Annotated in this window: 39 protein-coding genes; 38 read left to right on the top strand and 1 reads right to left on the bottom strand. The window is 67.4% G+C overall.

Going from position 1 to position 26,418, the window contains the following annotated elements:
* The first annotated feature begins 39 nt into the window (after positions 1 to 39).
* From ACFWCH_RS01255 to rplQ, 31 genes are all read left to right on the top strand, one after another.
* On the top strand, positions 40 to 252 hold the full coding sequence (locus tag ACFWCH_RS01255; RefSeq protein WP_105723378.1) for a hypothetical protein: 213 nt from the start codon (positions 40 to 42) through the stop codon (positions 250 to 252).
* A gap of 842 nt (positions 253 to 1,094) precedes the next feature.
* Positions 1,095 to 1,403, top strand: a complete 309-nt coding sequence (gene rpsJ / locus ACFWCH_RS01250) for a 30S ribosomal protein S10 (protein WP_017201594.1) — start codon at positions 1,095 to 1,097, stop codon at positions 1,401 to 1,403.
* Positions 1,404 to 1,411: 8 nt separating this feature from the next.
* On the top strand, positions 1,412 to 2,071 hold the full coding sequence (gene rplC / locus ACFWCH_RS01245) for a 50S ribosomal protein L3 (RefSeq protein ID WP_136028875.1): 660 nt from the start codon (positions 1,412 to 1,414) through the stop codon (positions 2,069 to 2,071).
* Positions 2,072 to 2,073: 2 nt separating this feature from the next.
* Entirely contained in the window at positions 2,074 to 2,736 is a 663-nt protein-coding gene (gene rplD / locus ACFWCH_RS01240) for a 50S ribosomal protein L4 (RefSeq protein WP_136028877.1), read from the top strand.
* Positions 2,733 to 3,056 carry a 50S ribosomal protein L23 gene (gene rplW, locus ACFWCH_RS01235; protein WP_025102406.1) on the top strand — a complete coding sequence of 108 codons (324 nt, stop codon included), beginning with the start codon at positions 2,733 to 2,735 and terminating at the stop codon, positions 3,054 to 3,056. The genes rplD and rplW overlap by 4 nt, the downstream gene beginning before the upstream one ends.
* A gap of 20 nt (positions 3,057 to 3,076) precedes the next feature.
* The gene (gene rplB, locus ACFWCH_RS01230; RefSeq protein WP_136028879.1) at positions 3,077 to 3,916 is read left to right on the top strand and encodes a 50S ribosomal protein L2; all 840 of its coding nucleotides are present in this window, start codon (positions 3,077 to 3,079) and stop codon (positions 3,914 to 3,916) included.
* Positions 3,917 to 3,928: 12 nt separating this feature from the next.
* The gene (gene rpsS, locus ACFWCH_RS01225; protein ID WP_017201589.1) at positions 3,929 to 4,210 is read left to right on the top strand and encodes a 30S ribosomal protein S19; all 282 of its coding nucleotides are present in this window, start codon (positions 3,929 to 3,931) and stop codon (positions 4,208 to 4,210) included.
* Between the two features lie 25 nt (positions 4,211 to 4,235).
* Positions 4,236 to 4,634: a 50S ribosomal protein L22 gene (gene rplV, locus ACFWCH_RS01220; RefSeq protein WP_025102404.1), complete on the top strand. Its 399-nt coding sequence runs from the start codon at positions 4,236 to 4,238 to the stop codon at positions 4,632 to 4,634.
* Positions 4,634 to 5,386, top strand: a complete 753-nt coding sequence (gene rpsC, locus ACFWCH_RS01215) for a 30S ribosomal protein S3 (protein ID WP_025102403.1) — start codon at positions 4,634 to 4,636, stop codon at positions 5,384 to 5,386. The genes rplV and rpsC overlap by 1 nt, the downstream gene beginning before the upstream one ends.
* Positions 5,386 to 5,805, top strand: a complete 420-nt coding sequence (rplP, locus tag ACFWCH_RS01210; protein WP_025102402.1) for a 50S ribosomal protein L16 — start codon at positions 5,386 to 5,388, stop codon at positions 5,803 to 5,805. The genes rpsC and rplP overlap by 1 nt, the downstream gene beginning before the upstream one ends.
* Entirely contained in the window at positions 5,805 to 6,122 is a 318-nt protein-coding gene (gene rpmC / locus ACFWCH_RS01205; RefSeq protein ID WP_067121112.1) for a 50S ribosomal protein L29, read from the top strand. The genes rplP and rpmC overlap by 1 nt, the downstream gene beginning before the upstream one ends.
* On the top strand, positions 6,122 to 6,439 hold the full coding sequence (gene rpsQ, locus ACFWCH_RS01200) for a 30S ribosomal protein S17 (protein WP_136028883.1): 318 nt from the start codon (positions 6,122 to 6,124) through the stop codon (positions 6,437 to 6,439). The genes rpmC and rpsQ overlap by 1 nt, the downstream gene beginning before the upstream one ends.
* Entirely contained in the window at positions 6,436 to 6,804 is a 369-nt protein-coding gene (gene rplN / locus ACFWCH_RS01195; protein ID WP_102191664.1) for a 50S ribosomal protein L14, read from the top strand. The genes rpsQ and rplN overlap by 4 nt, the downstream gene beginning before the upstream one ends.
* A 2-nt stretch (positions 6,805 to 6,806) precedes the next feature.
* The gene (gene rplX, locus ACFWCH_RS01190) at positions 6,807 to 7,166 is read left to right on the top strand and encodes a 50S ribosomal protein L24 (protein WP_136028885.1); all 360 of its coding nucleotides are present in this window, start codon (positions 6,807 to 6,809) and stop codon (positions 7,164 to 7,166) included.
* Entirely contained in the window at positions 7,166 to 7,756 is a 591-nt protein-coding gene (gene rplE / locus ACFWCH_RS01185) for a 50S ribosomal protein L5 (protein ID WP_136028887.1), read from the top strand. Before rplX ends, rplE begins: the two co-directional genes overlap by 1 nt.
* Positions 7,757 to 7,889: 133 nt before the next feature.
* Positions 7,890 to 8,288: a 30S ribosomal protein S8 gene (gene rpsH / locus ACFWCH_RS01180; protein WP_136028890.1), complete on the top strand. Its 399-nt coding sequence runs from the start codon at positions 7,890 to 7,892 to the stop codon at positions 8,286 to 8,288.
* A gap of 6 nt (positions 8,289 to 8,294) precedes the next feature.
* On the top strand, positions 8,295 to 8,831 hold the full coding sequence (rplF, locus tag ACFWCH_RS01175) for a 50S ribosomal protein L6 (protein WP_136028892.1): 537 nt from the start codon (positions 8,295 to 8,297) through the stop codon (positions 8,829 to 8,831).
* 2 nt (positions 8,832 to 8,833) lie between these two features.
* Entirely contained in the window at positions 8,834 to 9,193 is a 360-nt protein-coding gene (gene rplR, locus ACFWCH_RS01170) for a 50S ribosomal protein L18 (protein ID WP_136028894.1), read from the top strand.
* A gap of 20 nt (positions 9,194 to 9,213) precedes the next feature.
* Positions 9,214 to 9,888, top strand: a complete 675-nt coding sequence (gene rpsE / locus ACFWCH_RS01165; protein ID WP_200838869.1) for a 30S ribosomal protein S5 — start codon at positions 9,214 to 9,216, stop codon at positions 9,886 to 9,888.
* Positions 9,888 to 10,073, top strand: a complete 186-nt coding sequence (rpmD, locus tag ACFWCH_RS01160) for a 50S ribosomal protein L30 (protein WP_067121122.1) — start codon at positions 9,888 to 9,890, stop codon at positions 10,071 to 10,073. The genes rpsE and rpmD overlap by 1 nt, the downstream gene beginning before the upstream one ends.
* A complete protein-coding gene (gene rplO, locus ACFWCH_RS01155; protein ID WP_136028896.1) occupies positions 10,073 to 10,708 on the top strand; it encodes a 50S ribosomal protein L15 in 636 nt (211 codons plus the stop codon). The genes rpmD and rplO overlap by 1 nt, the downstream gene beginning before the upstream one ends.
* 152 nt (positions 10,709 to 10,860) lie before the next feature.
* Positions 10,861 to 12,183 carry a preprotein translocase subunit SecY gene (gene secY, locus ACFWCH_RS01150; protein ID WP_378802722.1) on the top strand — a complete coding sequence of 441 codons (1,323 nt, stop codon included), beginning with the start codon at positions 10,861 to 10,863 and terminating at the stop codon, positions 12,181 to 12,183.
* Positions 12,180 to 12,785 (top strand): adenylate kinase, encoded by a 606-nt coding sequence (locus ACFWCH_RS01145; protein ID WP_136045904.1) that lies wholly within the window; start codon positions 12,180 to 12,182, stop codon positions 12,783 to 12,785. Before secY ends, ACFWCH_RS01145 begins: the two co-directional genes overlap by 4 nt.
* 1 nt (position 12,786) lies before the next feature.
* Complete coding sequence (gene map, locus ACFWCH_RS01140; RefSeq protein ID WP_247982080.1) at positions 12,787 to 13,638, top strand: type I methionyl aminopeptidase; 852 nt, start codon at positions 12,787 to 12,789, stop codon at positions 13,636 to 13,638.
* Complete coding sequence (locus ACFWCH_RS01135; protein ID WP_136045902.1) at positions 13,638 to 14,309, top strand: thioredoxin domain-containing protein; 672 nt, start codon at positions 13,638 to 13,640, stop codon at positions 14,307 to 14,309. Before map ends, ACFWCH_RS01135 begins: the two co-directional genes overlap by 1 nt.
* 168 nt (positions 14,310 to 14,477) lie before the next feature.
* Positions 14,478 to 14,699, top strand: a complete 222-nt coding sequence (gene infA, locus ACFWCH_RS01130; protein ID WP_028496510.1) for a translation initiation factor IF-1 — start codon at positions 14,478 to 14,480, stop codon at positions 14,697 to 14,699.
* A gap of 64 nt (positions 14,700 to 14,763) precedes the next feature.
* On the top strand, positions 14,764 to 14,880 hold the full coding sequence (rpmJ, locus tag ACFWCH_RS01125; protein WP_005050492.1) for a 50S ribosomal protein L36: 117 nt from the start codon (positions 14,764 to 14,766) through the stop codon (positions 14,878 to 14,880).
* Positions 14,881 to 15,029: 149 nt separating this feature from the next.
* Positions 15,030 to 15,404 (top strand): 30S ribosomal protein S13, encoded by a 375-nt coding sequence (gene rpsM, locus ACFWCH_RS01120; RefSeq protein ID WP_062632862.1) that lies wholly within the window; start codon positions 15,030 to 15,032, stop codon positions 15,402 to 15,404.
* Positions 15,405 to 15,434: 30 nt separating this feature from the next.
* Positions 15,435 to 15,833, top strand: coding sequence for a 30S ribosomal protein S11 (rpsK, locus tag ACFWCH_RS01115; RefSeq protein ID WP_045249905.1), 399 nt, complete (start codon positions 15,435 to 15,437; stop codon positions 15,831 to 15,833).
* Positions 15,834 to 15,964: 131 nt separating this feature from the next.
* On the top strand, positions 15,965 to 16,954 hold the full coding sequence (locus tag ACFWCH_RS01110; RefSeq protein WP_136028906.1) for a DNA-directed RNA polymerase subunit alpha: 990 nt from the start codon (positions 15,965 to 15,967) through the stop codon (positions 16,952 to 16,954).
* Positions 16,955 to 16,988: 34 nt separating this feature from the next.
* Positions 16,989 to 17,564, top strand: a complete 576-nt coding sequence (rplQ, locus tag ACFWCH_RS01105; RefSeq protein WP_136045901.1) for a 50S ribosomal protein L17 — start codon at positions 16,989 to 16,991, stop codon at positions 17,562 to 17,564.
* A gap of 64 nt (positions 17,565 to 17,628) precedes the next feature.
* On the opposite strand, the gene ACFWCH_RS01100 is transcribed toward rplQ, so the two are convergent.
* A complete protein-coding gene (locus ACFWCH_RS01100) occupies positions 17,629 to 18,849 on the bottom strand; it encodes a PAS domain-containing protein (protein ID WP_378802721.1) in 1,221 nt (406 codons plus the stop codon).
* Between the two features lie 160 nt (positions 18,850 to 19,009).
* Here ACFWCH_RS01100 and ACFWCH_RS01095 point away from each other — a divergent pair, with 160 nt between their 5' ends.
* The 7 genes from ACFWCH_RS01095 (at position 19,010) to ACFWCH_RS01065 (ending at position 26,418) form a co-directional block, all read left to right on the top strand.
* Positions 19,010 to 20,029: a tripartite tricarboxylate transporter substrate-binding protein gene (locus tag ACFWCH_RS01095; RefSeq protein ID WP_206252867.1), complete on the top strand. Its 1,020-nt coding sequence runs from the start codon at positions 19,010 to 19,012 to the stop codon at positions 20,027 to 20,029.
* Between the two features lie 55 nt (positions 20,030 to 20,084).
* Positions 20,085 to 20,588, top strand: a complete 504-nt coding sequence (locus ACFWCH_RS01090) for a tripartite tricarboxylate transporter TctB family protein (RefSeq protein ID WP_240745325.1) — start codon at positions 20,085 to 20,087, stop codon at positions 20,586 to 20,588.
* Complete coding sequence (locus tag ACFWCH_RS01085; RefSeq protein ID WP_247637661.1) at positions 20,588 to 22,135, top strand: tripartite tricarboxylate transporter permease; 1,548 nt, start codon at positions 20,588 to 20,590, stop codon at positions 22,133 to 22,135. Before ACFWCH_RS01090 ends, ACFWCH_RS01085 begins: the two co-directional genes overlap by 1 nt.
* Before the next feature lie 46 nt (positions 22,136 to 22,181).
* Positions 22,182 to 22,979, top strand: coding sequence for a sulfite exporter TauE/SafE family protein (locus ACFWCH_RS01080; protein ID WP_136028919.1), 798 nt, complete (start codon positions 22,182 to 22,184; stop codon positions 22,977 to 22,979).
* Positions 22,980 to 23,165: 186 nt separating this feature from the next.
* On the top strand, positions 23,166 to 24,170 hold the full coding sequence (locus ACFWCH_RS01075) for an SIS domain-containing protein (protein ID WP_136028921.1): 1,005 nt from the start codon (positions 23,166 to 23,168) through the stop codon (positions 24,168 to 24,170).
* 16 nt (positions 24,171 to 24,186) lie between these two features.
* Positions 24,187 to 25,473 carry an ABC transporter substrate-binding protein gene (locus tag ACFWCH_RS01070; protein WP_378802720.1) on the top strand — a complete coding sequence of 429 codons (1,287 nt, stop codon included), beginning with the start codon at positions 24,187 to 24,189 and terminating at the stop codon, positions 25,471 to 25,473.
* Between the two features lie 63 nt (positions 25,474 to 25,536).
* Positions 25,537 to 26,418: a carbohydrate ABC transporter permease gene (locus tag ACFWCH_RS01065; RefSeq protein ID WP_136028925.1), complete on the top strand. Its 882-nt coding sequence runs from the start codon at positions 25,537 to 25,539 to the stop codon at positions 26,416 to 26,418.

Genomic DNA, 26,418 nt, shown 5'->3' with positions numbered 1-26,418 from the left:
CTCATCGGCCGGACACACACACCTCCGAAGGGGAGCCACATGGGTATCGACGACGCCGTGAACAAGGGCAAGGACCTGTACGAGCAGAACAAGGACAAGATCGCCGAGGCCGTCAAGAGCGAGCAGGCCGAGGACATCAGCGACAAGGTGCTCGACGGTGTCGCCGACTTCGCCAAGAAGATCGCTCCCGGTGCGGCCGACAAGATCGACGAGATCCGTGACAGCGCGGACAAGGCGGTCGGCAACGAGTAGCCCGAGATCGTTCACGAGCGGCGCTTCCTCCGAGGGGCGCCGCTCTTCTCGTACCCGGACGCTCTGGAATCTCGGCACGCGCGAGCGCGAACTGGCGAACTGACGGAGAGATCGAGTAGGATGATGCAGACCGCCTGGGGATCTTGCGGTCGGGGAAACCGAAGGGGTTCGGTTTCCTGAAGCACGCGGTTCTACCGCGTTCACACTGGGGAAAACGATCTTGGGGATCATCGTGCGACGCGCGCACTCTTTGCGCCAGAGCGTCTCCCCGCCTGCGCGGCGGGTCTTCCGCCGTGCCCTCGGTCGAGGCGTCCGGCGTCCCTTCACGCTGGGCACCTCGCGTTCGGTGTGCCCCCTCGCACTGAACGCCCTCCCCAAGCGGGGCGAGGCATGGGGATGCCTCGCCCCGCGCTCCACTCGGGCCTGAGCACGAGCTGCAGACCCCCGCCGAAGAGGGCGGACACGAGGCGCGACACGCCCGGGTTTGCAGAAGTGAAATCGCCCGTGGCAGAATAGACAGGTTCGATATTCCGTCGCCGCTGTGCGTGCGCCGGATCACTGCCAGGGCAGTGCATAGACGGTGCCTCTTCGGAAGCACAGGGTTCTAGGCCGCGGGCAGCAGAACACAATCCCGACACCTTCATTTCGAGGGCATCGCCGTGCGCGGCGAGGGTCGGGCATCCGTTCGCCTCCGGGCGTCCGGCTGACAGCAGAACAGTGGTGCAGCAGATCGGTTCGCAGAGCCGTTCTCGTGCCGAGGCGCAATCCGCGCCGACGTGCGTCCAATGCCCCAGGGCCACCCGGTCCAGGACGGTACGACGCTTATAGAGAGAGAGCAGACAATGGCGGGACAGAAGATCCGCATTCGCCTGAAGTCGTATGACCACGAGGTCATCGACACGTCCGCACGCAAGATCGTCGACACCGTGACCCGTGCGGGCGCGACCGTCGTCGGACCCGTGCCCCTTCCGACCGAGAAGAACGTCGTGTGCGTCATCCGGTCGCCCCACAAGTACAAGGACAGCCGCGAGCACTTCGAGATGCGCACCCACAAGCGTCTGATCGACATCGTCGACCCGACGCCCAAGGCCGTCGACTCGCTGATGCGCCTCGACCTGCCGGCCGACGTCAACATCGAGATCAAGCTCTGAGGTTCGACATGGCTGACATCAACTCCAAGGTTTCCAAGGGCATGCTGGGCACGAAGCTCGGCATGACCCAGGTGTGGAACGAGAACGGCAAGCTCGTTCCCGTCACCGTCATCGAGCTCGCGCCGAACGTGGTCACGCAGATCCGTACGCCCGAGAAGGACGGCTACAACGCCGTGCAGATCGCGTACGGCCAGATCGACCCCCGCAAGGTGAACAAGCCCCTCTCGGCTCACTTCGAGGCAGCCGGCGTCACGCCGCGTCGCCACGTGACCGAGATCCGCACGGCCGACGCCGCCGACTACTCGCTGGGCCAGGAGCTCACGGTGGACGGCACGTTCGAGGCCGGCCAGCTCGTCGACGTCGTCGGCACGAGCAAGGGCAAGGGCACCGCCGGTGTCATGAAGCGCCACAACTTCAAGGGCGTCTCCGCCTCGCACGGTGCGCACCGCAACCACCGCAAGCCCGGTTCGATCGGCGCCTCGTCGACCCCGAGCCGTGTCTTCAAGGGCATGCGCATGGCCGGCCGTATGGGTGGCGAGCGCGTGACCGTCCTCAACCTCACGGTGCACGCCATCGACATCGAGAAGGGTCTGATGCTCGTCAAGGGCGCTGTCCCCGGTGCTCGTGGCCGCATCGTCTACGTCCGCAACGCAGTGAAGGGTGCCTGATCATGGCTGACTCCACTCTCGCGCTCGACGTCCTCAAGGCAGACGGCAAGAAGGCTGGCTCGGTCGAGCTGCCCGCCGCTCTGTTCGACGTCAAGACGAACATCCCGCTCATCCACCAGGTCGTCGTCGCGCAGCTCGCGGCGGCTCGCCAGGGCACGCACTCGACCAAGCGTCGTGGCGAGGTCTCGGGTGCCGGCCGCAAGCCCTTCAAGCAGAAGGGCACGGGTAACGCCCGTCAGGGCTCGATCCGCGCGCCGCACATGACCGGCGGTGGCATCGTCCACGGCCCGAAGCCGCGTGACTACTCGCAGCGCACGCCCAAGAAGATGATTGCGGCCGCCCTCCTCGGCGCGCTCAGCGACCGCTTCCGCGGCGACCGCCTGCACGCGATCGACACGTTCGGCACCGACGGTGCTCCGTCGACCAAGGCCGCCGCGGGCTTCCTCGCCCAGGTCGCCACGTCGAAGAACGTGCTCGTGGTCATCGAGCGCGGCGACGAGCTCGCGCTCAAGAGCCTGCGCAACCTCGGCAACGTGCACCTGCTGTCGTTCGACCAGCTCAACGCCTACGACGTTCTCGTCTCCGACGACATCGTCTTCACCCAGGCCGCGCTCGAGGGCTTCATCGCCTCCAAGTCCGGCGCCAACCAGGAGGTCTCCGCATGAGCGAGCAGGCATCTGTTCTCCAGACGGCCCTGAACAAGGACCCGCGCGACATCATCCTGAAGCCGGTCGTGTCCGAGAAGAGCTACGGGCTCATCGACGAGGGTAAGTACACCTTCCTCGTCGACCCGCGCGCTTCGAAGACCGAGATCAAGCTCGCCATCGAGAAGATCTTCGGTGTCAAGGTCGCGTCGGTCAACACGATCAACCGCGTCGGCAAGGCCCGTCGCACCCGCTTCGGCACGGGCAAGCGCAAGGACACCAAGCGCGCCATCGTGAGCCTGAAGTCGGGCACCATCGACATCTTCACGGCAATCGGCTGATCCGGGGGATAAGGACAATCATGGCTATTCGCAAGTACAAGCCCACGACCCCGGGCCGTCGCGGCTCGTCGGTGGCTGACTTCGCCGAGATCACCCGATCGACGCCGGAGAAGTCGCTGCTGCGCCCGCTCTCGAAGACCGGTGGTCGCAACAACCAGGGCCGCATCACGACCCGTCACATCGGTGGTGGCCACAAGCGCCAGTACCGCGTCATCGACTTCCGTCGCAATGACAAGGACGGCGTGAACGCCCGTGTCGCTCACATCGAGTACGACCCCAACCGCACCGCGCGCATCGCGCTCCTGCACTACTTCGACGGCGAGAAGCGCTACATCCTCGCGCCGGCGAAGCTGAACCAGGGCGACATCGTCGAGTCGGGCCCCGCGGCGGACATCAAGCCGGGAAACAACCTCCCGCTGAAGAACATCCCCACGGGTACCGTCATCCACGCCATCGAGCTCCGCCCCGGCGGCGGCGCGAAGATGGCGCGCTCGGCCGGTGCATCCGTCCGCCTCGTGGCGAAGGACGGCCCCTACGCCCAGCTGCGTCTGCCCTCCGGCGAGATCCGCAACGTCGATGCGCGCTGCCGCGCGACCATCGGCGAGGTCGGCAACGCCGAGCAGTCGAACATCAACTGGGGCAAGGCCGGCCGCATGCGCTGGAAGGGCGTCCGCCCGACCGTCCGTGGTGTCGCGATGAACCCGGTCGACCACCCGCACGGTGGTGGTGAGGGCAAGACGTCCGGTGGTCGTCACCCGGTCTCCCCGTGGGGTCAGGCCGAGGGTCGCACCCGTCACGCCAACAAGGAAAGCGACAAGTACATCGTGCGTCGTCGCAACGCCGGCAAGAAGCGCAAGTAGGAGTAAGAGAAGATGCCTCGCAGTCTTAAGAAGGGCCCCTTCGTCGACGAGCACCTGCTTCGCAAGGTGGTCGTGCAGAACGAAGCCGGCACCAAGAACGTCATCAAGACCTGGTCCCGTCGGTCCATGATCATCCCGGCCATGCTGGGTCACACGATCGCGGTCCACGACGGACGCAAGCACATCCCCGTGTTCGTGTCCGAGACCATGGTCGGTCACAAGCTGGGCGAGTTCGCGCCCACCCGCACCTTCCGCGGCCACGAGAAGGACGACAAGAAGGGCCGTCGCCGCTGACGCGGGGACGATAGAGGAGAGAGAAATGGTGGAGTCCATCGCACGCGTGCGACACATCCGCGTGACCCCTCAGAAGGCTCGTCGTGTCGTCGCGCTCATCAAGGGCAAGCAGGCCCAGGAAGCTCTCGCGATCCTGAAGTTCGCGCAGCAGAGCGCCAGTGAGCCGATCTACAAGCTTGTCGCGTCGGCCATGGCCAACGCGCAGGTCAAGGCGGATCGTGACGGCGAGTACCTCGACGAGCAGGACCTGTACGTGAAGAACGCGTACGTGGACGAGGGCACGACGCTCAAGCGTTTCCAGCCCCGTGCACAGGGTCGCGCTTTCCAGATCAAGAAGCGCACGAGCCACATCACGGTCGTGCTCTCGACGCCGGAGGCGGCTCCTGCCGCGGCCGGCGACAGCAACAAGAAGGCGAGCAAGTAATGGGACAGAAGGTCAACCCGTACGGCTTCCGCCTCGGCATCACCACGGACCACGTGTCGCGCTGGTTCTCCGACTCGACGAAGCCGGGTCAGCGTTACGCCGACTACGTGGCCGAGGACATCAAGATCCGTCGCCTGCTGCAGACGCAGCTCGACCGTGCCGGCGTCTCGAACATCGAGATCGAGCGCACCCGTGACCGCGTCCGCGTCGACATCCACACCGCCCGCCCGGGCATCGTGATCGGTCGTCGTGGTGCAGAGGCCGAGCGCATCCGCGGCGACCTCGAGAAGCTCACGGGCAAGCAGATCCAGCTGAACATCCTCGAGGTCAAGAACCCCGAGGCCGACGCTCAGCTGGTCGCGCAGGGCATCGCCGAGCAGCTCTCTGCTCGTGTGGCGTTCCGTCGCGCGATGCGCAAGGGTCTGCAGGGCGCTCAGCGCGCCGGCGCCAAGGGCATCCGCATCCAGGTCTCGGGCCGTCTCGGCGGCGCTGAGATGAGCCGCTCGGAGTTCTACCGCGAGGGTCGTGTGCCGCTGCACACGCTGCGCGCGAACATCGACTACGGCTTCTACGAGGCCAAGACCACCTTCGGCCGCATCGGCGTGAAGGTGTGGATCTACAAGGGCGACCTCACCGCCAAGGAGCTCGCACGCGAGCAGGCCAACGCGCCGAAGTCGCGCCGCGACGACCGTGGTGACCGCCGCCGTGCCCCGCGCAACGAGGCACCTGTTGCAGAAGGAGCTTCGGCATAATGCTCATCCCCCGTAAGGTCAAGTACCGCAAGCAGCACCACCCGGGTCGCTCGGGTCAGGCCACCGGCGGCACGAAGGTCTCCTTCGGCGAGTTCGGCATCCAGGCCCTCACGCCCGCGTACGTGACGAACCGTCAGATCGAGTCCGCTCGTATCGCGATGACCCGTCACATCAAGCGTGGCGGCAAGGTGTGGATCAACATCTACCCGGACCGTCCGCTCACGAAGAAGCCGGCCGAGACCCGCATGGGTTCCGGTAAGGGTTCCCCCGAGTGGTGGGTCGCCAACGTCAAGCCGGGCCGTGTCCTCTTCGAGGTCGCGGGTGTCGACGAGCAGCTCGCTCGCGAGGCACTGACCCGTGCAATCCACAAGCTGCCGCTCAAGGCACGCATCATCAAGCGCGAGGAGGGCGACGCGTAATGGCGATCGGCACCAAGGAGCTCGCTCCGGCAGAGCTCGACACGTTCGAAGACCAGCGCCTCGTTGAGGAGCTGCGCAAGGCCAAGGAGGAGCTGTTCAACCTCCGTTTCCAGTCGGCCACCGGCCAGCTGGAGAGCCACGGCCGCATCCGCGCCGTCAAGCGCGACATCGCGCGCCTGTACACCGTGATCCGCGAGCGTGAGCTGGGCATCCGTGCGACGCCCGCTCCGGTCGAGGCTCCCGCGAAGAAGGCGACCAAGTCGAAGGCGAAGAAGGCGGACGCCGCCGACGACGCCGTGAAGGAAGAGGCTGAGTGATGGCCACCAAGAAGGAAGCTGCCGTCGAGGTTGAGCACGCCGCTCACGACGTGCGCGACGCGGACGCCCGCGGGTACCGCAAGGCCCGTCGCGGCTACGTCGTCAGCGACAAGATGGACAAGACCATCGTCGTCGAGGTGGAGGACCGCGTGAAGCACCCGCTTTACGGCAAGGTCATCCGCCGCACGTCGAAGGTCAAGGCGCACGATGAGGCGAACACCGCCGGCATCGGCGACCTGGTCCTGATCAACGAGACCCGCCCGCTGAGCGCCACGAAGCGCTGGCGCCTGGTGGAGATTCTGGAGAAGGCCAAGTGATTCAGCAGGAGTCCCGACTCAAGGTCGCCGACAACACCGGCGCCAAGGAGCTGCTCACGATCCGCGTTCTCGGTGGTTCGCGCCGCCGCTACGCGGGCCTGGGCGACACCATCGTCGCGACCGTCAAGGACGCGATCCCCGGTGGCAACGTCAAGAAGGGCGACGTCGTCAAGGCGGTCATCGTCCGCACCAAGAAGGAGGTCCGTCGTCCGGACGGCTCCTACATCAAGTTCGACGAGAACGCCGCCGTCATCCTGAAGAACGACGGGGAGCCCCGCGGCACCCGTATCTTCGGCCCGGTCGGCCGTGAGCTTCGCGACAAGAAGTTCATGAAGATCGTCTCGCTGGCACCGGAGGTCATCTGATCATGGCGAAGATCAAGAAGGGCGACCTGGTTCAGGTCATCTCGGGCGCCAAGCCCGAGCGTGGTGGCGACCGCGGCAAGCAGGGCAAGGTGCTCGACATCCTCGTCGAGCAGAACCGTGTCGTCGTCGAGGGCGTCAACTACGTCACCAAGCACACCCGCGTCGGTCAGACGCAGCGTGGCACCAAGACGGGTGGCCTCGAGACCGTCGAGGCGCCCATCCACATCTCGAACGTCGCACTCGTCGACCCCTCGACCAAGAAGCCGACCAAGGTCGGCCACCGGGTCGAGGAGCAGACCAAGGACGGCGTCAAGCGCACCGTCCGCGTGCGGTACGCGAAGAAGAGCGGTAAGGACCTCTGATGGCAACGACCGACGCTGCGGTGGCTGGCAAGATCCAGCCCCGCCTGAAGGCGAAGTACAACGCCGAGATCAAGAAGGCTCTGCAGGACGAGTTCGGCTACTCGAACGTCATGCAGATCCCCGGCCTGGTCAAGGTGGTCGTGAACACCGGTGTCGGCGAGGCGGCTCGCGACAGCAAGGTGATCGATGGTGCGGTCGAGGACCTCACCCGCATCACCGGTCAGAAGCCGATCGTCACGAAGGCTCGCAAGTCGATCGCGCAGTTCAAGCTGCGTGAGGGACAGGCCATCGGCGCGCACGTCACCCTCCGCGGTGACCGCGCGTGGGAGTTCGTGGACCGTCTGGTGTCGCTCGCTCTGCCCCGCATCCGCGACTTCCGCGGTCTGTCGGCCAAGCAGTTCGACGGCAACGGCAACTACACGTTCGGTCTCCAGGAGCAGAGCGTGTTCCACGAGATCGATCAGGACAAGATCGACCGCGTCCGGGGCTTCGACATCACCGTCGTGACCTCGGCGAAGACGGACGACGAGGGCCGCGCGCTTCTGCGTCACCTCGGCTTCCCGTTCCGCGCGGACGACGCTCAGGCGTAACACCGTCGACGGGCTCAGTGGTCTCGTGTCACTGAGCCCGTCGATGTGCACGTACAATTGAAGATTGCGTGCTCATCGCAGGCCGTCTGTCGTGTAACGGCAGCCGGAACCTCATGAACGAAAGTAGACAACCATGACAATGACAGACCCGGTCGCAGACATGCTGACCCGTCTGCGCAACGCGAACTCGGCGCACCACGACTCCGTGACCCTGCCGTCGAGCAAGCTCAAGACGCACATCGCGGAGATCCTCCAGCAGGAGGGCTACATCGCCGGTTGGGAGACGTCCGACGCGCGCGTGGGCAAGAACCTCACGCTGACGCTGAAGTACGGCCCGAACCGCGAGCGCTCCATCGCGGGCATCAAGCGCGTGTCGAAGCCCGGCCTTCGCGTGTACGCGAAGTCCACCGAGATCCCCACGGTCCTCGGCGGCCTCGGCGTGGCCATCCTGTCCACCTCCTCCGGTCTCCTCACGGACCGCCAGGCTGAGCAGAAGGGCGTGGGCGGAGAAGTTCTCGCCTACGTGTGGTAATCCGAAATGTCGCGTATTGGACGACTTCCCATCGACGTTCCCGCGGGCGTGACCGTTTCGGTCGACGGCCGTGAGGTCGCGGTGAAGGGCCCCAAGGGTGAGCTCACCCTCACGGTGGCCAGCCCCATCGAGGTGTCGGTCGAGGAGAACCAGGTTCTCGTCACCCGCCCCGACGACGAGCGCGAGTCCCGGTCGCTTCACGGCCTGACCCGCACGCTCATCAACAACAACATCATCGGCGTGACCCAGGGCTACTCCAAGGGTCTCGAGGTCGTCGGCACCGGCTACCGCGTGCAGCAGAAGGGCAGCTCGGTCGAGTTCGCCCTCGGCTTCTCGCACCCGGTCCTGATCGACCCGCCCGCCGGCATCACGCTCACGGTCGAGGGCACGAACAAGCTCACCGTCAGCGGGATCGACAAGCAGGCCGTCGGTGAGGCGGCTGCGAACATCCGCAAGATCCGCAAGCCCGAGCCGTACAAGGGCAAGGGTGTGCGCTACGCCGGCGAGGTCGTGCGTCGCAAGGCCGGAAAGGCTGGTAAGTAACCATGGCTGTGAAGTCGAAGTCCGACGCCCGCGCGCGTCGTCACGCCCGTCTTCGCAAGAAGATCGTGGGCACCGAGGCGCGTCCGCGTCTCGTCGTCAACCGTTCGGCGCGTCACGTCTTCGTGCAGCTCGTCGACGACAGCAAGGGTCACACGGTCGCGTCGGCATCGACGCTCGAGACCGACCTGCGCTCGCTCGAGGGCGACAAGACCGCCAAGGCTCGCAAGGTCGGCGAGCTGCTCGCCGAGCGTGCGAAGGCTGCCGGCGTTTCCGAGGCTGTGTTCGACCGTGGCGGCAACCGCTACGCGGGTCGTGTCGCCGCCATCGCCGACGGCGCCCGTGAAGGGGGTCTGGCACTGTGAGTGACAACAAGGAGAACGAAGTGACCGAAGCGGCAGCTGCCACTTCCGAGACGGCCGCCGGCACCACGCAGGCTGAGCCGACTCGTGACCAGCGGGACGGCCGCCGCGGCGGACGTGACCGCAACCAGGGCGGCCGCGACCGCAACTCGCGCGACCGCGGCGACAACCAGTTCCTGGAGCGCGTCGTCACCATCAACCGCGTCTCGAAGGTCGTGAAGGGTGGTCGTCGCTTCAGCTTCACCGCTCTCGTGGTCGTCGGTGACGGCAACGGTCTGGTGGGCGTCGGCTACGGCAAGGCCCGCGAGGTCCCCCTGGCGATCTCGAAGGGTGTCGAAGAGGCCAAGCGCAACTTCTTCCGCGTGCCCCGCGTCGGCAGCACCATCCCGCACCCCGTGCAGGGTGAGTCGGCCGCCGGTGTCGTGCTGCTGCGTCCGGCCGCTGCCGGTACCGGTGTGATCGCCGGTGGTCCGGTCCGCGCCGTGCTCGAGTGCGCTGGTATCCACGACGTGCTGTCCAAGTCGCTCGGCTCGTCGAACACGATCAACATCGTGCACGCGACGGTCACCGCCCTGAAGGAGCTCGAGGAGCCCCGCGCCGTCGCCGCACGTCGTGGTCTCGAGTTCGACCAGGTCGCCCCGGCGCGTCTCGTCCGCGCCGAGGCCGAGGCCATCGCCGCACAGAAGGTAGGTGCCTGATGGCCGCGCGACTCAAGGTCACGCAGATCAAGTCCAAGGTGAGCGAGAAGCAGAACCAGCGCGACACGCTGCGCAGCCTCGGTCTCAAGCGGATCGGTGACAGCACCGTCCGCCCCGACGACGCGCAGACGCGCGGCTACGTCAAGACCGTCGCCCACCTCGTCAAGGTTGAGGAGATCGACTAATGGCTGAGAAGAACGACGCCGCCGTCGAGGCCGAGAAGGCCCCGAAGAAGGCTGCCGCTCCCAAGGCTGCTGCTGAGAAGAAGCCCGCTGCGAAGAAGGCGCCGGCCAAGACGGCCGCCTCCGACGCGAAGGCCGACGCCGCCGCGAAGCCGGCTGCGAAGAAGGCCGCGCCGAAGAAGGACGCTCCTGCGTCCCGCCCCGGCGTGCTCAAGGTGCACCACCTGCGTCCTGTCCCCGGCGCCAACACCGCCAAGACCCGTGTGGGTCGCGGTGAGGGCTCGAAGGGCAAGACCGCCGGTCGCGGCACGAAGGGCACGAAGGCCCGCAACACCGTGCGCGTCGGCTTCGAGGGTGGGCAGATGCCGCTGCACATGCGCACCCCGAAGCTGCGCGGGTTCAAGAACCCGTTCCGCGTCGAGTACCAGGTCGTGAACCTGGAGAAGCTCGCGGAGCTCTACCCCCAGGGCGGCGACGTGACCGTCAGCGACCTGGTGGCCAAGGGGGCGGTCCGCAAGAACGAGAAGGTCAAGGTTCTCGGCAACGGCGACATCGCCGTGAAGCTCACCGTCGCGGTCGACAAGGTCTCGGGTTCCGCCGAGCAGAAGATCGTGGCTGCGGGCGGATCCGTCAAGTAACCACCGCAGAAGAGGGGTCGGAGATTCTCCGGCCCCTCTTCTGATTCGGCCGGCGGGCACGCGGCGACGCCGCAATCGCAGACCTCGGAGTGAGTTACCCTGGTCTTTCAGCCGTCCTTCAGGGACCGGCAACCTTTTCAGGAGGAACGTCCTTGTTTAGCGCCATCGCGCGGATCTTCCGCACGCCCGACCTGCGTCGGAAGATCGGTTTCACGCTCGCCATCATCGCGATCTACCGACTCGGCTCGAACGTCCCCGCGCCGTTCGTGAACTTCCCGAACGTCGAGGAGTGCCTCGCGGCCAACACCGGCACCGAGGGTCTGCTCGGACTGGTCAACCTCTTCTCCGGCGGCGCGCTGCTGCAGCTGTCGATCTTCGCCCTCGGCGTGATGCCGTACATCACCGCGACGATCATCACGCAGCTCCTCCGCGTCGTCATCCCGCACTTCGAGGCGCTGCACAAGGAGGGTCAGGCCGGACAGGCGAAGCTGACCCAGTACACGCGGTACCTCACGATCGCGCTCGCGCTGCTGCAGTCGACGACGCTCGTCACGGTCGCCCGCAGCGGTCAGCTGTTCGGCGCGACCGACATCGCGGCCTGCCAGCAGCTGCTCACGAACGACGTGTGGTGGGCGCAGCTGCTCATCATCATGGCGATGACCGCCGGTACCGGCCTCATCATGTGGTTCGCGGAGCTCGTGACCGAGCGCGGCATCGGCAACGGCATGTCGCTGCTGATCTTCACCTCGATCGCCGCCACCTTCCCGGGCGCCATGAGCATCATCTGGCAGACGAAGGGCTTCGAGATCTTCCTGCTCGTGCTCGTGGTCGGCATCATCGTGATGGGCCTGGTGGTGTTCGTCGAACAGTCGCAGCGCCGCATCCCGGTGCAGTACGCCAAGCGGATGGTGGGCCGGCGCACGTACGGCGGCACGAACACGTACATCCCGATCAAGGTGAACATGGCGGGTGTGATCCCCGTGATCTTCGCGTCGTCGCTGCTGTACATCCCCGCGCTGATCGCGCAGTTCAACACCCCGCAGGACGGCTCGACGCCGCCCGCCTGGGTGAGCTGGGTCACGGCGAACTTCACGACCGGCAACAGCCCGATCTACATGATCGCCTACTTCCTGCTGATCATCGGGTTCACCTACTTCTACGTCGCGATCACGTTCAACCCGGTCGAGGTCGCCGACAACATGAAGAAGTACGGCGGCTTCATCCCCGGCATCCGCGCGGGTCGCCCGACGGCCGAGTACCTCGACTACGTGCTCACCCGCATCACGCTGCCCGGCTCGCTCTACCTGGGTCTGATCGCGCTGATCCCGCTGATCGCCCTCGCCACGGTCGGTGCCAACCAGAACTTCCCGTTCGGTGGCGCGTCGATCCTCATCATCGTCGGCGTCGGACTGGAGACGGTCAAGCAGATCGACGCCCAGCTGCAGCAGCGACACTACGAAGGGCTTCTCCGATGACAGCATCCGCACGTCTTCTCATCGTCGGTCCGCAGGGTTCCGGCAAGGGCACGCAGGGTGTGCGCATCGCCGAGTCCTACGGCATCCCGGTCGTCTCGACCGGAGACATCTTCCGCGCGAACATCAAGGAGGGGACGGCGCTCGGCCAGCAGGTCACGGCCATCCTCGACAAGGGCGACCTCGTGCCGGACGAGCTGACGAGCGAGATCGTGCGCGACCGGCTGAGCCAGGAGGATGCCGCGAACGGCTTCCTGCTCGATGGTTACCCCCGGAACACGGCTCAGGTCGAGCACCTCGACGCGTTCCTTGAGGGCCGGGGGGAGGCGCTCGACGCTGTGATCCTGCTCGACGTCCCGCGCGAGGAGAGCATCGCGCGTCTCGCGCTCCGTGCCGCGGAGCAGGGGCGTTCGGACGACACGGACGAGGCCATCGCACACCGCCTGGACATCTACGAGAACGAGACGGCCCCGATCATCGAGGTCTACAGCGCGCGCGGGATCGTCGACCGCATCGACGGCGTCGGCTCGCTCGAGGAGATCACCGAGCGCATCGCTGCAGCACTCTCCGCGAGGGGTCTGCGCTCCGCGGCCTCCGCAGCCTGAGATGTTCCGCCGCTCGATCTACAAGACCCCGGCGCAGTTGCGCGCCATGGTCGAGCCCGGGCTGATCACGGCCGCGGCACTCGATGCCGTCCGTCCCCTCATCAGGGCGGGCGTGAAGACCATCGAGCTCGACGCCGCAGCCAACCGCGCGATCCGCCAGCGCGGGGCCGAGTCGAACTTCCAGCTGGTGCGCGGCTATCACCACACGATCTGCGTGTCGGTGAACGAGCAGGTGGTCCACGGCATCCCGGGGGAGCGCGTGCTCGAGCCCGGCGACATCGTGTCGGTGGACTGCGGCGCCCAGTACGAGGGATGGAACGGCGACAGTGCGATTACGGTCGTTGTCCCCGACGCGGAGCGTCCGGAGCTCGTGGCCCGTCGCGAGGAGCTCTCGCGCGTGACCGAGGGGTCGATGTGGGCGGGCATCGCCGCGATGGCCACCGCGACCTCGATCGACGAGATCGGCGCCGCGATCCAGGACTACATCGAGGCGCAAGGGCCATCGGCGGTGTCGGGGCAGCCGTACGGCATCCTCCGCGAGTACGTCGGCCACGGGATCGGCCGCAAGATGCACGAGGCCCCGAGCGTCTTCAACTACCGCACGCCCGACCGCGGCGCCGACGTGAAGCCCGGGCTCGTGCTGGCGATCGAGCCGATGGTCACCGCCGGCGGCGAGGCCACGTTCATCGAGGACGACGACTGGACCGTGACCACGGTCGACGGCACTGACGGCTCACATTGGGAACATAGCGTCGCCCGACATGATGGTGGCATATGGGTGCTCACGGCGCCCGATGGCGGAAGAGCCGGACTCGCCCCGTTCGGGGTCGAGCCTCGAGAGATCGGAAAGTAATGGCAGCGGCGAAGAGCAACACCAACTGGTTCGCGATCGGCATCTCCATCGCCGTCGTCGTGGTCCTGGTCGCGATCGGTGGACTCGTGGTGTTCCTCAACAACCAGGCCACGTCGCCGGGAGCCGTGCCGAGCGCCAGCAAGAACTTCGACCCCGAGGCCGGTTCGATCAGCAAGGGCGACGGCAAGGACACCGTCGCGGTGTTCCTCGACTTCCAGTGCCCGGCGTGCAAGGCCTTCGAGGACCAGTTCGGTGCGCAGCTGGAGGAGAAGGCGGCGAGCGGGGAGATCACGCTCGTGAACCACCCCATCGCGATCCTCGACCGCTTCTCGCAGGGCACCGAGTACTCGTCGCGTTCGGCCGGGGCGGCGTTCTGCGTCGCGGAGTCCGACGCCGACCTCTACTTCGACTACGCGAAGGTGCTGTTCGAGAACCAGCCGACGGAGAACACCGCGGGTCTGACCACCGACCAGCTGGCCGAGTTCGCGAAGCAGGTGGGTGCGGACGACGACGTCGTCTCGTGCATCACCGACGAGACCTATCGCAAGTTCGGCGCCGCCCAGGCGAAGCAGAACGACATCAAGGGCACCCCGACCGTTGAGATCAACGGCGAGCGGCTCGACCTGCAGAATCAGGCCGACATGAAGAAGCTCACCGACCTCCTGAGCTGAGTGTGATCCGCCCCGATGCCCCGTCCGGCCAAGTTGCCGGACGGGGCATCGTCGGATAACATAGATCTTTGGTGCCTTGTGCCATGCGTTCGGCGTGTCCGATCGGCCAGGCGCCACCCCCACCCATCCACCGCAGATCGACCGGTCTGCAGAAGCGTCAGCGAGGCTATGGCTAAGAAAGACGGTGTCATCGAGATCGAAGGCGTGATCTCCGAGGCTCTGCCCAACGCGATGTTCCGCGTTGAGCTCACCAACGGACACAAGGTCCTGGCGACGATCTCCGGAAAGATGCGGCAGAACTACATCCGCATCATCCCCGAGGATCGTGTCGTCGTGGAGCTCAGCCCCTACGATCTGACCCGCGGCCGCATCGTCTACCGCTACCGCTGATCGGTCGAGAAGTAACACCCCAGGCATTCCGCCTGCCCGGTGAAGACAGCGAACAGGAAACAACATGAAGGTCAACCCCAGCGTCAAGCCGATCTGCGACCACTGCAAGGTGATCCGTCGCCACGGCCGCGTCATGGTGATCTGCAAGAGCAACCCGCGTCACAAGCAGCGCCAGGGCTGAGTGCCCACCGCTGCGTGAGCACCGCTCTCGCAATCTCATAACTCAATACGACACGGCAGGATCAGAACCCGCGACAGCGGGGGACACCTCGGGGCGGAGGCCCGGGCACCGATCCTGCTCCACACCTCCACAACACCCAGGAGAACCGCATGGCACGTCTTGCCGGCGTTGACATCCCGCGCGACAAGCGCGTGGTGATCGCCCTTACCTACATCTACGGCGTCGGCCGTACCCGCTCGGTCGAGATCCTCAAGGCGACCGACATCGACGAGAGCATCCGCGTGAAGGACCTCAGCGACGACCAGCTCGTCGCCCTCCGCGACTACATCGAAGGCAACTACAAGGTGGAGGGTGACCTTCGCCGCGAGGTCGCCGCAGACATCCGCCGCAAGGTCGAGATCGGCTCCTACGAGGGCCTGCGCCACCGTCGTGGCCTCCCGGTCCGCGGCCAGCGCACCAAGACCAACGCCCGTACCCGCAAGGGCCCGAAGCGCACCGTCGCCGGCAAGAAGAAGGCCCGCTAAGCAGCGGCCAGGGACTAGGAGAACACTTTCATGGCTGCACCCAAGGCCGCCGCGCGCAAGCCGCGCCGCAAGGAGAAGAAGAACATCGCGCTGGGCCAGGCCCACATCAAGTCGACGTTCAACAACACCATCGTTTCGATCACCGACCCGTCCGGCGCTGTCATCAGCTGGGCGTCGTCGGGTGGCGTGGGCTTCAAGGGCTCCCGCAAGTCGACCCCGTACGCCGCAGGCATGGCCGCCGAGTCGGCCGCCCGCCAGGCGCAGGAGCACGGCGTCAAGAAGGTCGACGTCTTCGTGAAGGGTCCGGGCTCCGGCCGCGAGACCGCGATCCGCTCGCTGCAGGCCGCCGGCCTCGAGGTGGGCTCGATCCAGGACGTCACCCCGCAGGCGCACAACGGCTGCCGCCCGCCGAAGCGTCGCCGCGTCTGATGCGTGCACCGAGCCGCTCGTCTCTCCGGAGCCGAGCGGCTCGGCGCCCCGCGCGGGCATCGACTTCCACAACTCAAGACCTCACCCCACCACATGTCATATAGCGGGCATGTGATCGAAAGGAACACAGAGTGCTTATTGCACAGCGTCCCACACTGACCGAGGAAAAGATCGTCGAGAACCGGAGCCGGTTCATCATCGAGCCTCTGGAGCCCGGCTTCGGCTACACGATCGGCAACGCGCTGCGCCGCAGCCTGCTGTCGTCGATCCCCGGCGCCGCTGTCACCAGCGTCCGTATCGACGGCGTGCTGCACGAGTTCAGCACCATCCCCGGCGTGAAGGAGGATGTCACCGAGATCATCCTCAACATCAAGCAGCTGGTCGTCTCCAGCGAGCGCGACGAGCCCATCACGGCCTACCTGCGCAAGACCGGTGCCGGTGAAGTGACCGCCGCCGACATCTCGGCTCCGGCCGGTGTCGAGGTGCACAACCCCGAGCTCGTCATCGCCACGCTCAACGACACCGCCAAGTTCGAGCTCGAGCTGACGATCGAGCGCGGTCGTGGCTACGTCTCGGCGACGCAGAACCGCAACGAGTACGCCGAGGCGGGCCAGATCCCGATCGACTCGATCTACTCTCCGGTCCTCAAGGTCAGCTACCGCGTCGACGCCACCCGTGCCGGTGAGCGCACCGACTTCGACAAGCTCGTCCTCGACGTCGAGACCAAGTCGGCGATCAGCCCGCGCGACGCCGTCGCCTCGGCCGCCAAGACGCTCACCGAGCTGTTCGGTCTCGCCCGCGAGCTGAACGTCGAGGCCGAGGGCATCGAGATCGGCCCGGCGCCCGTGGAGGCTGTGAACTCCAACGAGCTGTCGATGCCGATCGAGGACCTCGACCTGTCGGTCCGCTCGTACAACTGCCTGAAGCGTGAGGGCATCAACACCGTTTCGGAGCTCGTCGCCCTCTCGGAGACGCAGCTCATGAACATCCGCAATTTCGGCCAGAAGTCGGTCGACGAGGTGCGCGACAAGCTCATCTCGCTCGGTCTGTCGCTCAAGGATTCGGTGCCCGGTTTCGACGGCGCCCACTTCTACGGCGGCAGCGAAGACGAGTCCTTCTGATACCCGACCTTTCCTGACCAGGAGTTAGACGATTATGCCCAAGCCCACGAAGGGTCCCCGCCTCGGAGGCGGCCCCGCCCACGAGCGCCTGCTGCTTGCCAACCTGGCTGCCGCGCTGTACACCCACAAGTCGATCAAGACGACCGAGACCAAGGCCAAGCGCCTGCGTCCGCTCGCCGAGCGCCTGATCACCTTCGCCAAGCGCGGAGACCTGCACGCACGCCGTCGCGTGCTGTCGGTCATCGGTGACAAGGAAGTCGTGCACGTCCTGTTCAACGAGATCGCTCCGCTCGTCGCGGACCGCGAGGGTGGCTACACGCGCATCACCAAGGTCGGCAACCGTAAGGGCGACAACGCTCCGATGGCCGTGATCGAGCTCGTCCTCGAGCCCGTCACCCCGAAGGCGAAGTCGACCAAGAAGGCTGCTGCCGCGCCGAAGGCCGAGAAGCCCGCCGCCGAGGAGACCCCCGCCGCCGAGGAGACCACCGAGGCTCCGGCCGAGGAGACCCCGGCCGAGGACACCGCTGCCGAGGCCGGCGCCGAGTCGCAGGCCGAGGGCGAGGCCGCTGAGGCCGCCGCCGAGGACGCTGTCGAGAAGAAGTCCGAGTAACACTCGAACGCCACGAAGCCCGCCGCCCCACTGGGGTGGCGGGCTTCGTCGTCACCGGGGGTCATCAGCGGCCGTCGGTGCTGCGGTACCGCGCCCCCGGTCGGCCCTTCGTGCTGTAGTCGAGCGAGCGCACCGCCTGCCCGGTGGCGGCCAGATGCTCCAGGTAGCGGCGGGCGCTCACGCGGGAGATGTCGAGGTCGGCGCCCAGCTCCGCCGCTGAGGCGTCCGGACGGGCGGCGAGTGCCGTGGACACGCGGTGGAGCGTCTCCGCGCTCAGTCCCTTCGGCAGGCCGAACCGCTCGCGGAACGCGATGATGGCGTCTGCCGCCTCGACACGCTGCACCACGTCGTGCAACTCGGTGTGGTCGCGCAGCAGCAGGGTCGCGCCACGGTCGGCGTCGTCGTCGCGGCTCGCGGTGCTGCGGGCGACGAGCACGTGCGACCCTACGATCACCGGGCGGCCCGCGGCCTCGCCCTCACGCAGCACCGTCGTGAGCTCCTCGCCCAGGACGTCGGCCGCCACGGCACCGTCGAGGTCGCCCGCATCACGACCGAGGAAACGGGCGGCCGCGTCGTTCGCGAGCGTGATGCGCCCGGAACCGTCGACCGTGACCACGCCCTCGCTCAGCCCGTGCAGCGTCGTCTCCTGGTTCTTCACGAGTGCCGCGATCTGATGGGGCTCCAAGCGGTAGATGCGGCGCCGGATCACCGAGGTCACCCATGCCGCTCCGAACACGCCCAGCACGGCAGCGGCGAGCATGGCGGAGATCAGCCACACCAGGTTGGCGGTGAACTCCTCACTGAGCTCCGACTCCAGGATGCCCACCGATGCGGTGCCGATCACGACGCCATCCTCATCCCGGATCGGCACCTTCACGCGCCAGGAGGTGCCCAGCGTGCCGGTCTGCGTTCCCACGTAGATATCGCCGCCGAGCGGGATCGACGGATCGGTCGAGACCCGTTCGCCGATGCGCTCCGGGTTCGGGTGCGAGTACCGGATGCCGTCGTCGTTGGCGACCACCACGTAAGCGAGGTCGGACGCCTCCCTGATCACCTCCGCGACCGGCTGGATCGCCGCGGAGGGATCGTCGTCGTCGAACGCGTCGAGCACCACGGGCAGCGCGGCCACGGACTGCGCGACCGCCTGCATGCGATCCTTGTAGGCCTCGCGGAGTGCGTTCTCCTGGAACGCCCCGGCGGCGATCCCCGTGGCGAGGGTCACCAGGAACACGATCAGCGCCTGCAGTGCGAGCAGCTGCATCCGGAGCGTCATCTTCGAGGCCACCCGCTCATTCTCCCGGCTGTCGAACCAGGGCGCGAGCCGCGCGGACCGGCGTTCGCGACCAATACTTACGGAACGCGACCAATGGTTTCGGAAGCTTGAGCGGCCGCATCCACACCTCGATGGTGGACGGATTGCACTCGAACGCTCAAGGAGGAGCGCCATGAAGTACGTCCGCATCGCCACCCTGACCGCCGCGGTCGCCGCCACCGCCCTCGCTCTCACCGCGTGCTCGTCGGGAGGCGGAGACGCCGGAGGCTCGGACGGAGACGGCGAAGCCGTCGCCATCACCGACCTGAACATCGTGGTCCCCGCCGACCCTGGCGGCGGGTGGGACCAGACCGGCCGCGCGATGTCGCAGCTGCTCACCGAGGAGGGGATCGTCGGCTCCGCCCCGGTCACGAACGTCGGAGGCGCCGGGGGGACCGTCGGCCTCGCGCAGCTCGCCAACGAGAAGGACCCGGCGACGCTCATGGTGATGGGACTGGTCATGGTCGGAGCGGTCGAGACCAACGCGTCCGCGGTCCGCATCGAGGACATGACACCGATCGCCCGCCTCACCGACGAGCCGCTCGTGGTGGTCGTGCCCGCGGAGTCGGAGTACGACACGCTCGAGGACCTGGTGGAGGACGTCGTCGACCGCGGACAGGCCGTGACCATCACCGGCGGTTCGGCGGGCGGGGCCGACCACATCCTGGCCGGGCTCCTGCTGGAGGAGGCGGGCCTGGACGGCGGGGAGATTGCGGAGAAGCTTAACTACACGCCCAACTCCGGTGGCGGCGAGGCGACGTCGCTGATCCTCGGCGGCAAGGTCGCCGCGGGCATCTCGGGCGTCGGCGAGTTCCTGCAGCACATCGAGGCGGGGACGATGAAGGCGCTCGCGGTGTCGTCCGACGAGCCCGTCGCGCAGCTGCCCGACGTGGACACCATCACCGACGCCGGCTACGACGTGGTGCTCACCAACTGGCGCGGCGTGATCGCCCCCGGTGGCATCGACGACGCCGAGCGCGCGGAGCTGGAGCGCATCGTGACCGAGCTGGAGGAGTCGGACGCCTGGAAGGACGAGCTGGAGACCCGCGGGTGGGCCGACGCGTTCCTCACCGGTGCGGAGTTCGACGAGTTCCTCACCGGCAACATCGGCGAGGTCACCACGACGCTGCAGAACATCGGGCTGGTCGGCTGACATGTCGACCGGGTCTCCCGGGCCCTCGGGCCTGCAGACCGGCACACGCCGGTCTGTGGGCTCGCTCGGGTCTCTGCCGCGGGGCGAGCTCGTCTTCGCCCTCCTCATGGTCGCGCTCGGTGTGTTCGCCCTCGTCGGCGTGTTCTCCATCCACGTCCCTGCCGGGGCCCAGGTGGGTCCGACCGTGTTCCCTCTGTTCGTGTCGGTGCTGCTGCTCGGGTCGGCGGTGGCCGTGGTCGTGAGCATCCTCCGCGGTCACCGCGGCGTCCCGGAGGACGGCGAGGACATCGACCAGGCGCTTCCGACGGACTGGCTCGCGCTCGTGAAGATCGTGGCGCTCGTGGTGGCGCACCTGCTGCTGATCGAGCCGCTCGGGTGGGCGCCCGCCGCGGCGCTGCTGTTCGGCGGTGTCGCCTGGGCGCTCGGAGCACGCCGATGGTGGGTGGCCCTGCTGGTCGGTGCGGCCATCGCGCTCGTGGTGCAGATCGTGTTCGGCGGACTGCTCGGGCTGTCGCTCCCGTGGGGGCCGGCGCTCGGCTGGCTGGGGAGGATGCTCTGATGGACAGCTGGACCCTGCTCCTGGAGGGCTTCGCGACCGCGCTGCAGCCCCAGTACCTCGTGTTCGCGTTCTTCGGCGTGCTGATCGGCACGGCAGTGGGCGTGCTCCCGGGTATCGGCCCCGCCATGACGGTGGCCCTCCTCCTGCCGCTCACCTACACGCTGGAGCCGGCCGCGGCCCTGATCACCTTCGCCGGCATCTACTACGGCGGCATGTACGGCGGATCGACCACGAGCATCCTCCTCAACACTCCCGGGGAGTCGGCCTCGATCGTCACCGCGATCGAGGGCAACAGGATGGCCAAGCTCGGCCGGGGCGCCGCGGCCCTCGCGACCGCGGCGATCGGCTCGTTCGTCGCCGGCACGCTCGCGACGATCGGCCTCACGCTGCTGGCGCCGGTGCTGGCGCAGTTCGCCGTGAACCTCGGACCGGCGGACTACGTGGCGCTGATCGTCGTCGCGTTCGTCACGGTCGGCGCGCTCATGGGCTCCTCGGTGCCGCGGGGCCTGCTGTCGCTCGGCGTCGGGCTGTTCCTCGGGCTGGTCGGCACCGACTGGCTGTCCGGGCAGCAGCGCTACACGCTCGGCCTGCTGCCGCTCGCGGACGGCATCGACGTGGTGCTGGTGGCGGTGGGCCTGTTCGCCGTGGGGGAGACGCTCTACGTCGCCGCCCGTCTGCGCCACGGTGCGGTCGACGTGATCCCGGTGGCGCGCGGGTGGCGGAGCTGGATGACGAAGGACGACTGGCGGAGGTCGTGGAAGCCGTGGCTGCGCGGCACCGCCATCGGGTTCCCGATCGGGACGATCCCGGCGGGCGGTGCCGATGTCGCGACCTTCCTGTCGTACGCGACGGAGCGGAAGCTCTCCCGCCGCAAGGACGAGTTCGGGCGTGGCGCCATCGAGGGGGTGGCCGGGCCGGAGTCGGCGAACAACGCGGCAGCGGCCGGAGTGCTCGTGCCGCTGCTGACGCTCGGCCTGCCGACCACCGCGACCGCGGCGATCATCCTGACCGCGTTCCAGACGTACGGCCTGCAGCCGGGCCCGCTGCTGTTCACGGGACAGTCCGACCTGGTGTGGGCGCTGGTGGCGAGCCTGTACATCGGCAACGTCATCCTGCTCGTGCTCAACCTGCCGCTCGTGGGCATGTGGGTGAAGCTGCTGCAGATCCCTCGGCCGTACCTCTACGCGGGCATCCTGCTCTTCGCCGCGTTCGGTGCCTATGCGCTGAACTTCGCGGTCGTCGACATCCTGATCCTGCTCATCATCGGTGTGCTGGGGTACTTCCTCCGCCGGTACGGGTTCCCCGTGGCACCGCTCGTGGTGGGCATGATCCTCGGGCCGATGGGCGAGGAGCAGCTGCGTCGCGCACTTCAGTTGAGCCAGGGCGACCTGACGACGCTCGTCGCGCAGCCGTTCGCGGCCGTCGCCTACGCCGTGCTCGCGCTGCTGATCGCGGGCGGGCTGTGGCTGCGGCGTCGGCAGTGGCGGTACGAGCAGGCGCTCACGGCGTCGATCGCGGTGCCGGTGAAGGCCGACTCCGAGGTGTGAGAGCCGCGGGGTCGAGCAGGGGAGGAGCCGGGAGTAGGCTGGTCCGGTGACTGACGCGCAGGCCCTGAGACGCGGGCCTCGCGCCTACACGGCATTCATCGGCATCGGCCTGCTCGCCGGTCTCCTCTCCGGCCTGTTCGGCGTCGGCGGCGGCACGGTCATCGTCCCGCTCCTGGTGCTCCTGCTGCACTTCGACCAGCGGCTCGCGGCCGGCACCTCGCTGGCCGCGATCGTGCCGACCGCCAGCGTCGGTGTCATCTCGTACGCCACCACCGGATCGGTGGCATGGATCCCGGCCCTGATCCTCGCCGCGGGCGCCGTGGTGGGCGCGCAGATCGGCACGCGCCTGCTCCCGCGCATCTCGCAGACCGCGCTGCGCTGGGGCTTCGTGGGCTTCCTGGTCGTGGTGATCGTGAGCCTGTTCCTGGTGATCCCCTCGCGGGACGCCGTGTTCGAGCTGACCTGGCTCACCGGTATCGCCCTGGTCGGCGTCGGCGTGGGCACCGGCATCCTCGCCGGACTCATCGGCGTCGGCGGCGGTGTGATCGTGGTGCCGGTGCTCATGCTCGCGTTCGGCACCAGCGACCTGGTCGCCAAGGGCACGTCGCTGCTGATGATGATCCCGACCGCGATCTCCGGCACCGTCGGCAACCTCCGCAACCGGAACGTCGACCTGCTCGCCGCCGCGCTCATCGGTGTCTCGGCGTGCACGACGACCGCGCTCGGCGCGTGGCTCGCGACGATCGTCAACCCCTCCGTGGGCAACATCCTGTTCGCCGCGTACCTCGTGGTGATCGCGGTGCAGATGGCGATCAAGGCCGTCCGCGGCCGTCGTCGCGCCTGATTCCGCGCTTTCCGCTCGCCGGCTCCTAACCCGCGCCGACAGGGTCCTTCGTCGCCGGGAGGTTTTCTGCGACCCATTTTCCGCAGACCTCTTTACAAGCCGACCGGTCTCTCGCTAACGTCAGTCATCACATGACGTCATATAACAAGTCATGATGTTTGCTACCGGTCATCAGAAGGGACCATCTTGTCTGCCACCGCTCTGTTCGTCGACTCCGCCGCCATCGAGAACCAGCTCGCTGCGGCTCGCCAGGCGATCGCGACCCGGGACACCATCTCGCGCGTCGTGCTCACCGCCTGCGGCGGCTCCTACGCCGTCATGCAGCCCATCGAGTACCTCTTCGGAACGAAGGCCGTCCGGCTCGAGGCGACCGCCCTGAACGCCGCCGAGTTCACCTCGCGCGCCTCGTCCCGCGTCGACGCGGACACCCTCGTCCTCCTCTGCTCGCACTCGGGCACCACCCCGGAGACGGTCGAAGCCGCCCGTCACGCCCGCGAGCGCGGCGCCCTCACCGTCGCCTTCACGTTCGACCCCGCCTCCCCGTTGGCCGAGGCCGCGGAGCATGTCGTGGCCTACCAGCACGGCGAGGGCAAGAGCGAGGCCCACGTCGGGCCGGCGCTCCTCCTGCGCCTCGCCGCCGGCATCCTCGACGACCGCGAGCAGGCGGGTATCGCGACCGCCGTCGACGACGCCGTGGCCCAGTTGCCCTCGCTCGTTCCCGCAGCCCGCGAGGCGCACGCCGCCGCCGCCGATGCCTGGGGCTACGCCTCCCGCCGCGAGCCGCTGATCTACACCATGGCCGCGGGATCTAACTTCGGCTCGGCCTACTCCTTCGCCATCTGCCTGCTGCAGGAGATGCAGTGGGTGCACTCCGCCGCGATCCACGCCGGCGAGTACTTCCACGGCCCGTTCGAGATCACCGAGGAGGACGTGCCCTTCATCGCGCTGCTCGGCCTCGACGAGACCCGCGCCGTGGAGCAGCGCGCCGTCGACTTCGTCACGAAGCACTCGAAGCGGGTGCTGGTGCTCGACGCGCAGGAGTTCGGCCTGGACGTCGTCGCCCCCGAGGTCCGTGGCGTCTTCGCCCACCTGCTCTTCAACATCGTGCTGCGCGCCTACGCGGACGCGCTCGCCGACCACCGTGGTCACCCCCTCAGCGTGCGCCGCTACATGTGGCGCATGGAGTACTAGGAACGAAAGGATCGCAATGATGCGAACGTCAACCCGGATCGGCGTGGCGGCTGCGGCCGCCGTCGCCCTCGTCGTCCCCCTGGCCTCGTGCGCCGGAGGCGAGAGCGAGGCCGCGGACGGCCAGGTGGAGATCAGCTTCTTCCACCGCTGGCCGAACGAGCCGAAGAACTCGTACTACAGCGACATGGTGGCGGAGTTCGAGAAGGAAAACCCCGACATCACCGTCTCCGTCGAGAGCGTGCTCAACGACGCCTACAAGGACAAGGTCAAGGTCGTCGCCGGCTCCGCGAACGCCCCGGACGTGCTCTTCACGTGGAGCGGATCGTTCGTCGATGAGCTCGTCGCCAACGACGCGCTGCTCGACCTGGGGCCGTGGCTCGAAGAGGACACCGCGTTCCGTGACAGCTTCTACCCGAGCCAGCTCGAGGCCTTCGAGGTCGACGGCACCTCCTACGGTCTGCCTGTGGGGATGCAGTCGAAGCTGTTCTTCTACAATAAGGACGTCTTCGAGGAGCTGGGGCTCGAGCCGCCGACGACATGGGACGAGTTCTTCGACGTGCTGGAGGAGATCCAGGACGCGGGGATGACCCCCATCGAGTACGGCGCGCAGGAGCAGTGGACGATCGCGCACTACGTGGGCACGCTCAACCAGCGCGTGGTCGACCCGGAGGTCTTCGCCGCGGATCAGGATCCCGCCACCGGCGAGTTCACCGACCCCGGGTACGTGACCGCTCTGGAGAGGTTCCAGGAGCTGGCGGAGTACATGAACGACGACCTCACCGCCGTCGGGCACGAGACCGCGCGCAACGCGTGGATCGCGGGGGAGGCGCCCATCATGTACATGCAGAGCGCCGAGGTGGGGTACTTCGGCGACGCGCAGTTCGAGTACGGCACGTTCAACTTCCCGGCCGTCGAGGGAGGCAAGGGCGACCCGGAGGAGTTGACGGGGGCACCGGAGGGCTTCGCGATCTCGAAGACCACGAAGCACCCGGAGGAGGCGCAGCGCTTCCTGGAGTTCCTGCTCAGCAAGCAGAGCGGCATCGCCTACGCCGAGCGGGCGGGGGAGCTGAGCCCGGTGAAGGGTGCCGTGGAGGAGGCGGACGTGCCCGAGATCTCCCAGGAGCTCGCGCAGGGGATCGTCGACGCCTCGGCGATGACCACCTGGCTCGACAACGCCTACGATCCGCAGATCGTGCAGGCGTACCTGTCCGAGACGCAGCTGATGCTCAGCGGCCAGCAGACCCCGGAGGGTGTCATGGCCGCCGTGCAGGAGGCGGCGACGCGGGTGCGCGACGCCTCCTGATCCGCCTCGGGGCCGCCGTCGCCCGCCGTCGGCGGCCCCTCCCACTTCGGAAGAGACACCGTGATGAGAACACGATCCCGAGCCTGGTCGAACCTGCTCTACGTGCTTCCCGCGATCATCCTGATCGGGGTGTTCGTGTACTACCCGCTGGTCGCCAACGCGGCCTTCGGCTTCTTCTCCTTCAGCGCCGGCGCCGGTGAGATGCGCTTCGTCGGCCTCGACAACTTCGCCCGCCTGCTGTCGGACCCCGTGATCGCGACCGCGCTGGGCAACAACATCCTGTACGCGGTCGTGTCGATCGTGTGCCAGGTGCTGGGCGCTCTCGTGATCGCGGCCTGGCTCACCCGGCTGCTGGGACCGCGCATGGGCGCGTTCCTGCGGAGCGTCTACTTCCTCCCCGCCGTCATCTCCATGACGGTGATCGCGCTGCTGTTCACGTTCGTCTACAACGCCCGTGGCGGACTGCTCAACGCCCTGCTGGAAGCCGTCGGGCTCGGCGGCCTGCAGACCGCGTGGCTCGCCGACGTCGACACGGCCATGGGGGCGGTCATCGGCGTCTCGCAGTGGCAGAGCATCGGCTACGTCTGCATGCTCTACGTCGTGGCGCTGCAGCAGATCCCCGAGGAGTACTACGAGGCGGCGTCGCTCGACGGCGCCGGCCGCATCCGCCAGTTCTTCAGCATCACCGTGCCGCAGGCCAAGGAGATGATCTTCGTCGCCATGATCCTCACCGTCTCTGGGGCCTTCACGGTCTTCAACGAGCCCTACATCCTCACCAAGGGAGGCCCGGGCAACACCACCCAGGTGCTGGCGACCTACATGTACAACCAGGGCTTCTTCCAGAACCAGATGGGCTACGCCTCGGCCATCGCCAGCCTGATCTTCGTGATCACCCTCGTGCTGTCGGTCGTGCAGATGGTGTCGTTCCGAAGCGGGAGGGACTGA

This window comes from Microbacterium sp. NPDC060132 (assembly GCF_042729675.1).
Classification (GTDB): Bacteria; Actinomycetota; Actinomycetes; order Actinomycetales; family Microbacteriaceae; genus Microbacterium; species Microbacterium sufflavum.
The sequence above is the reverse complement of the archived record's forward strand: the minus strand, read 5'-3'. Positions and strand labels throughout refer to the sequence as shown.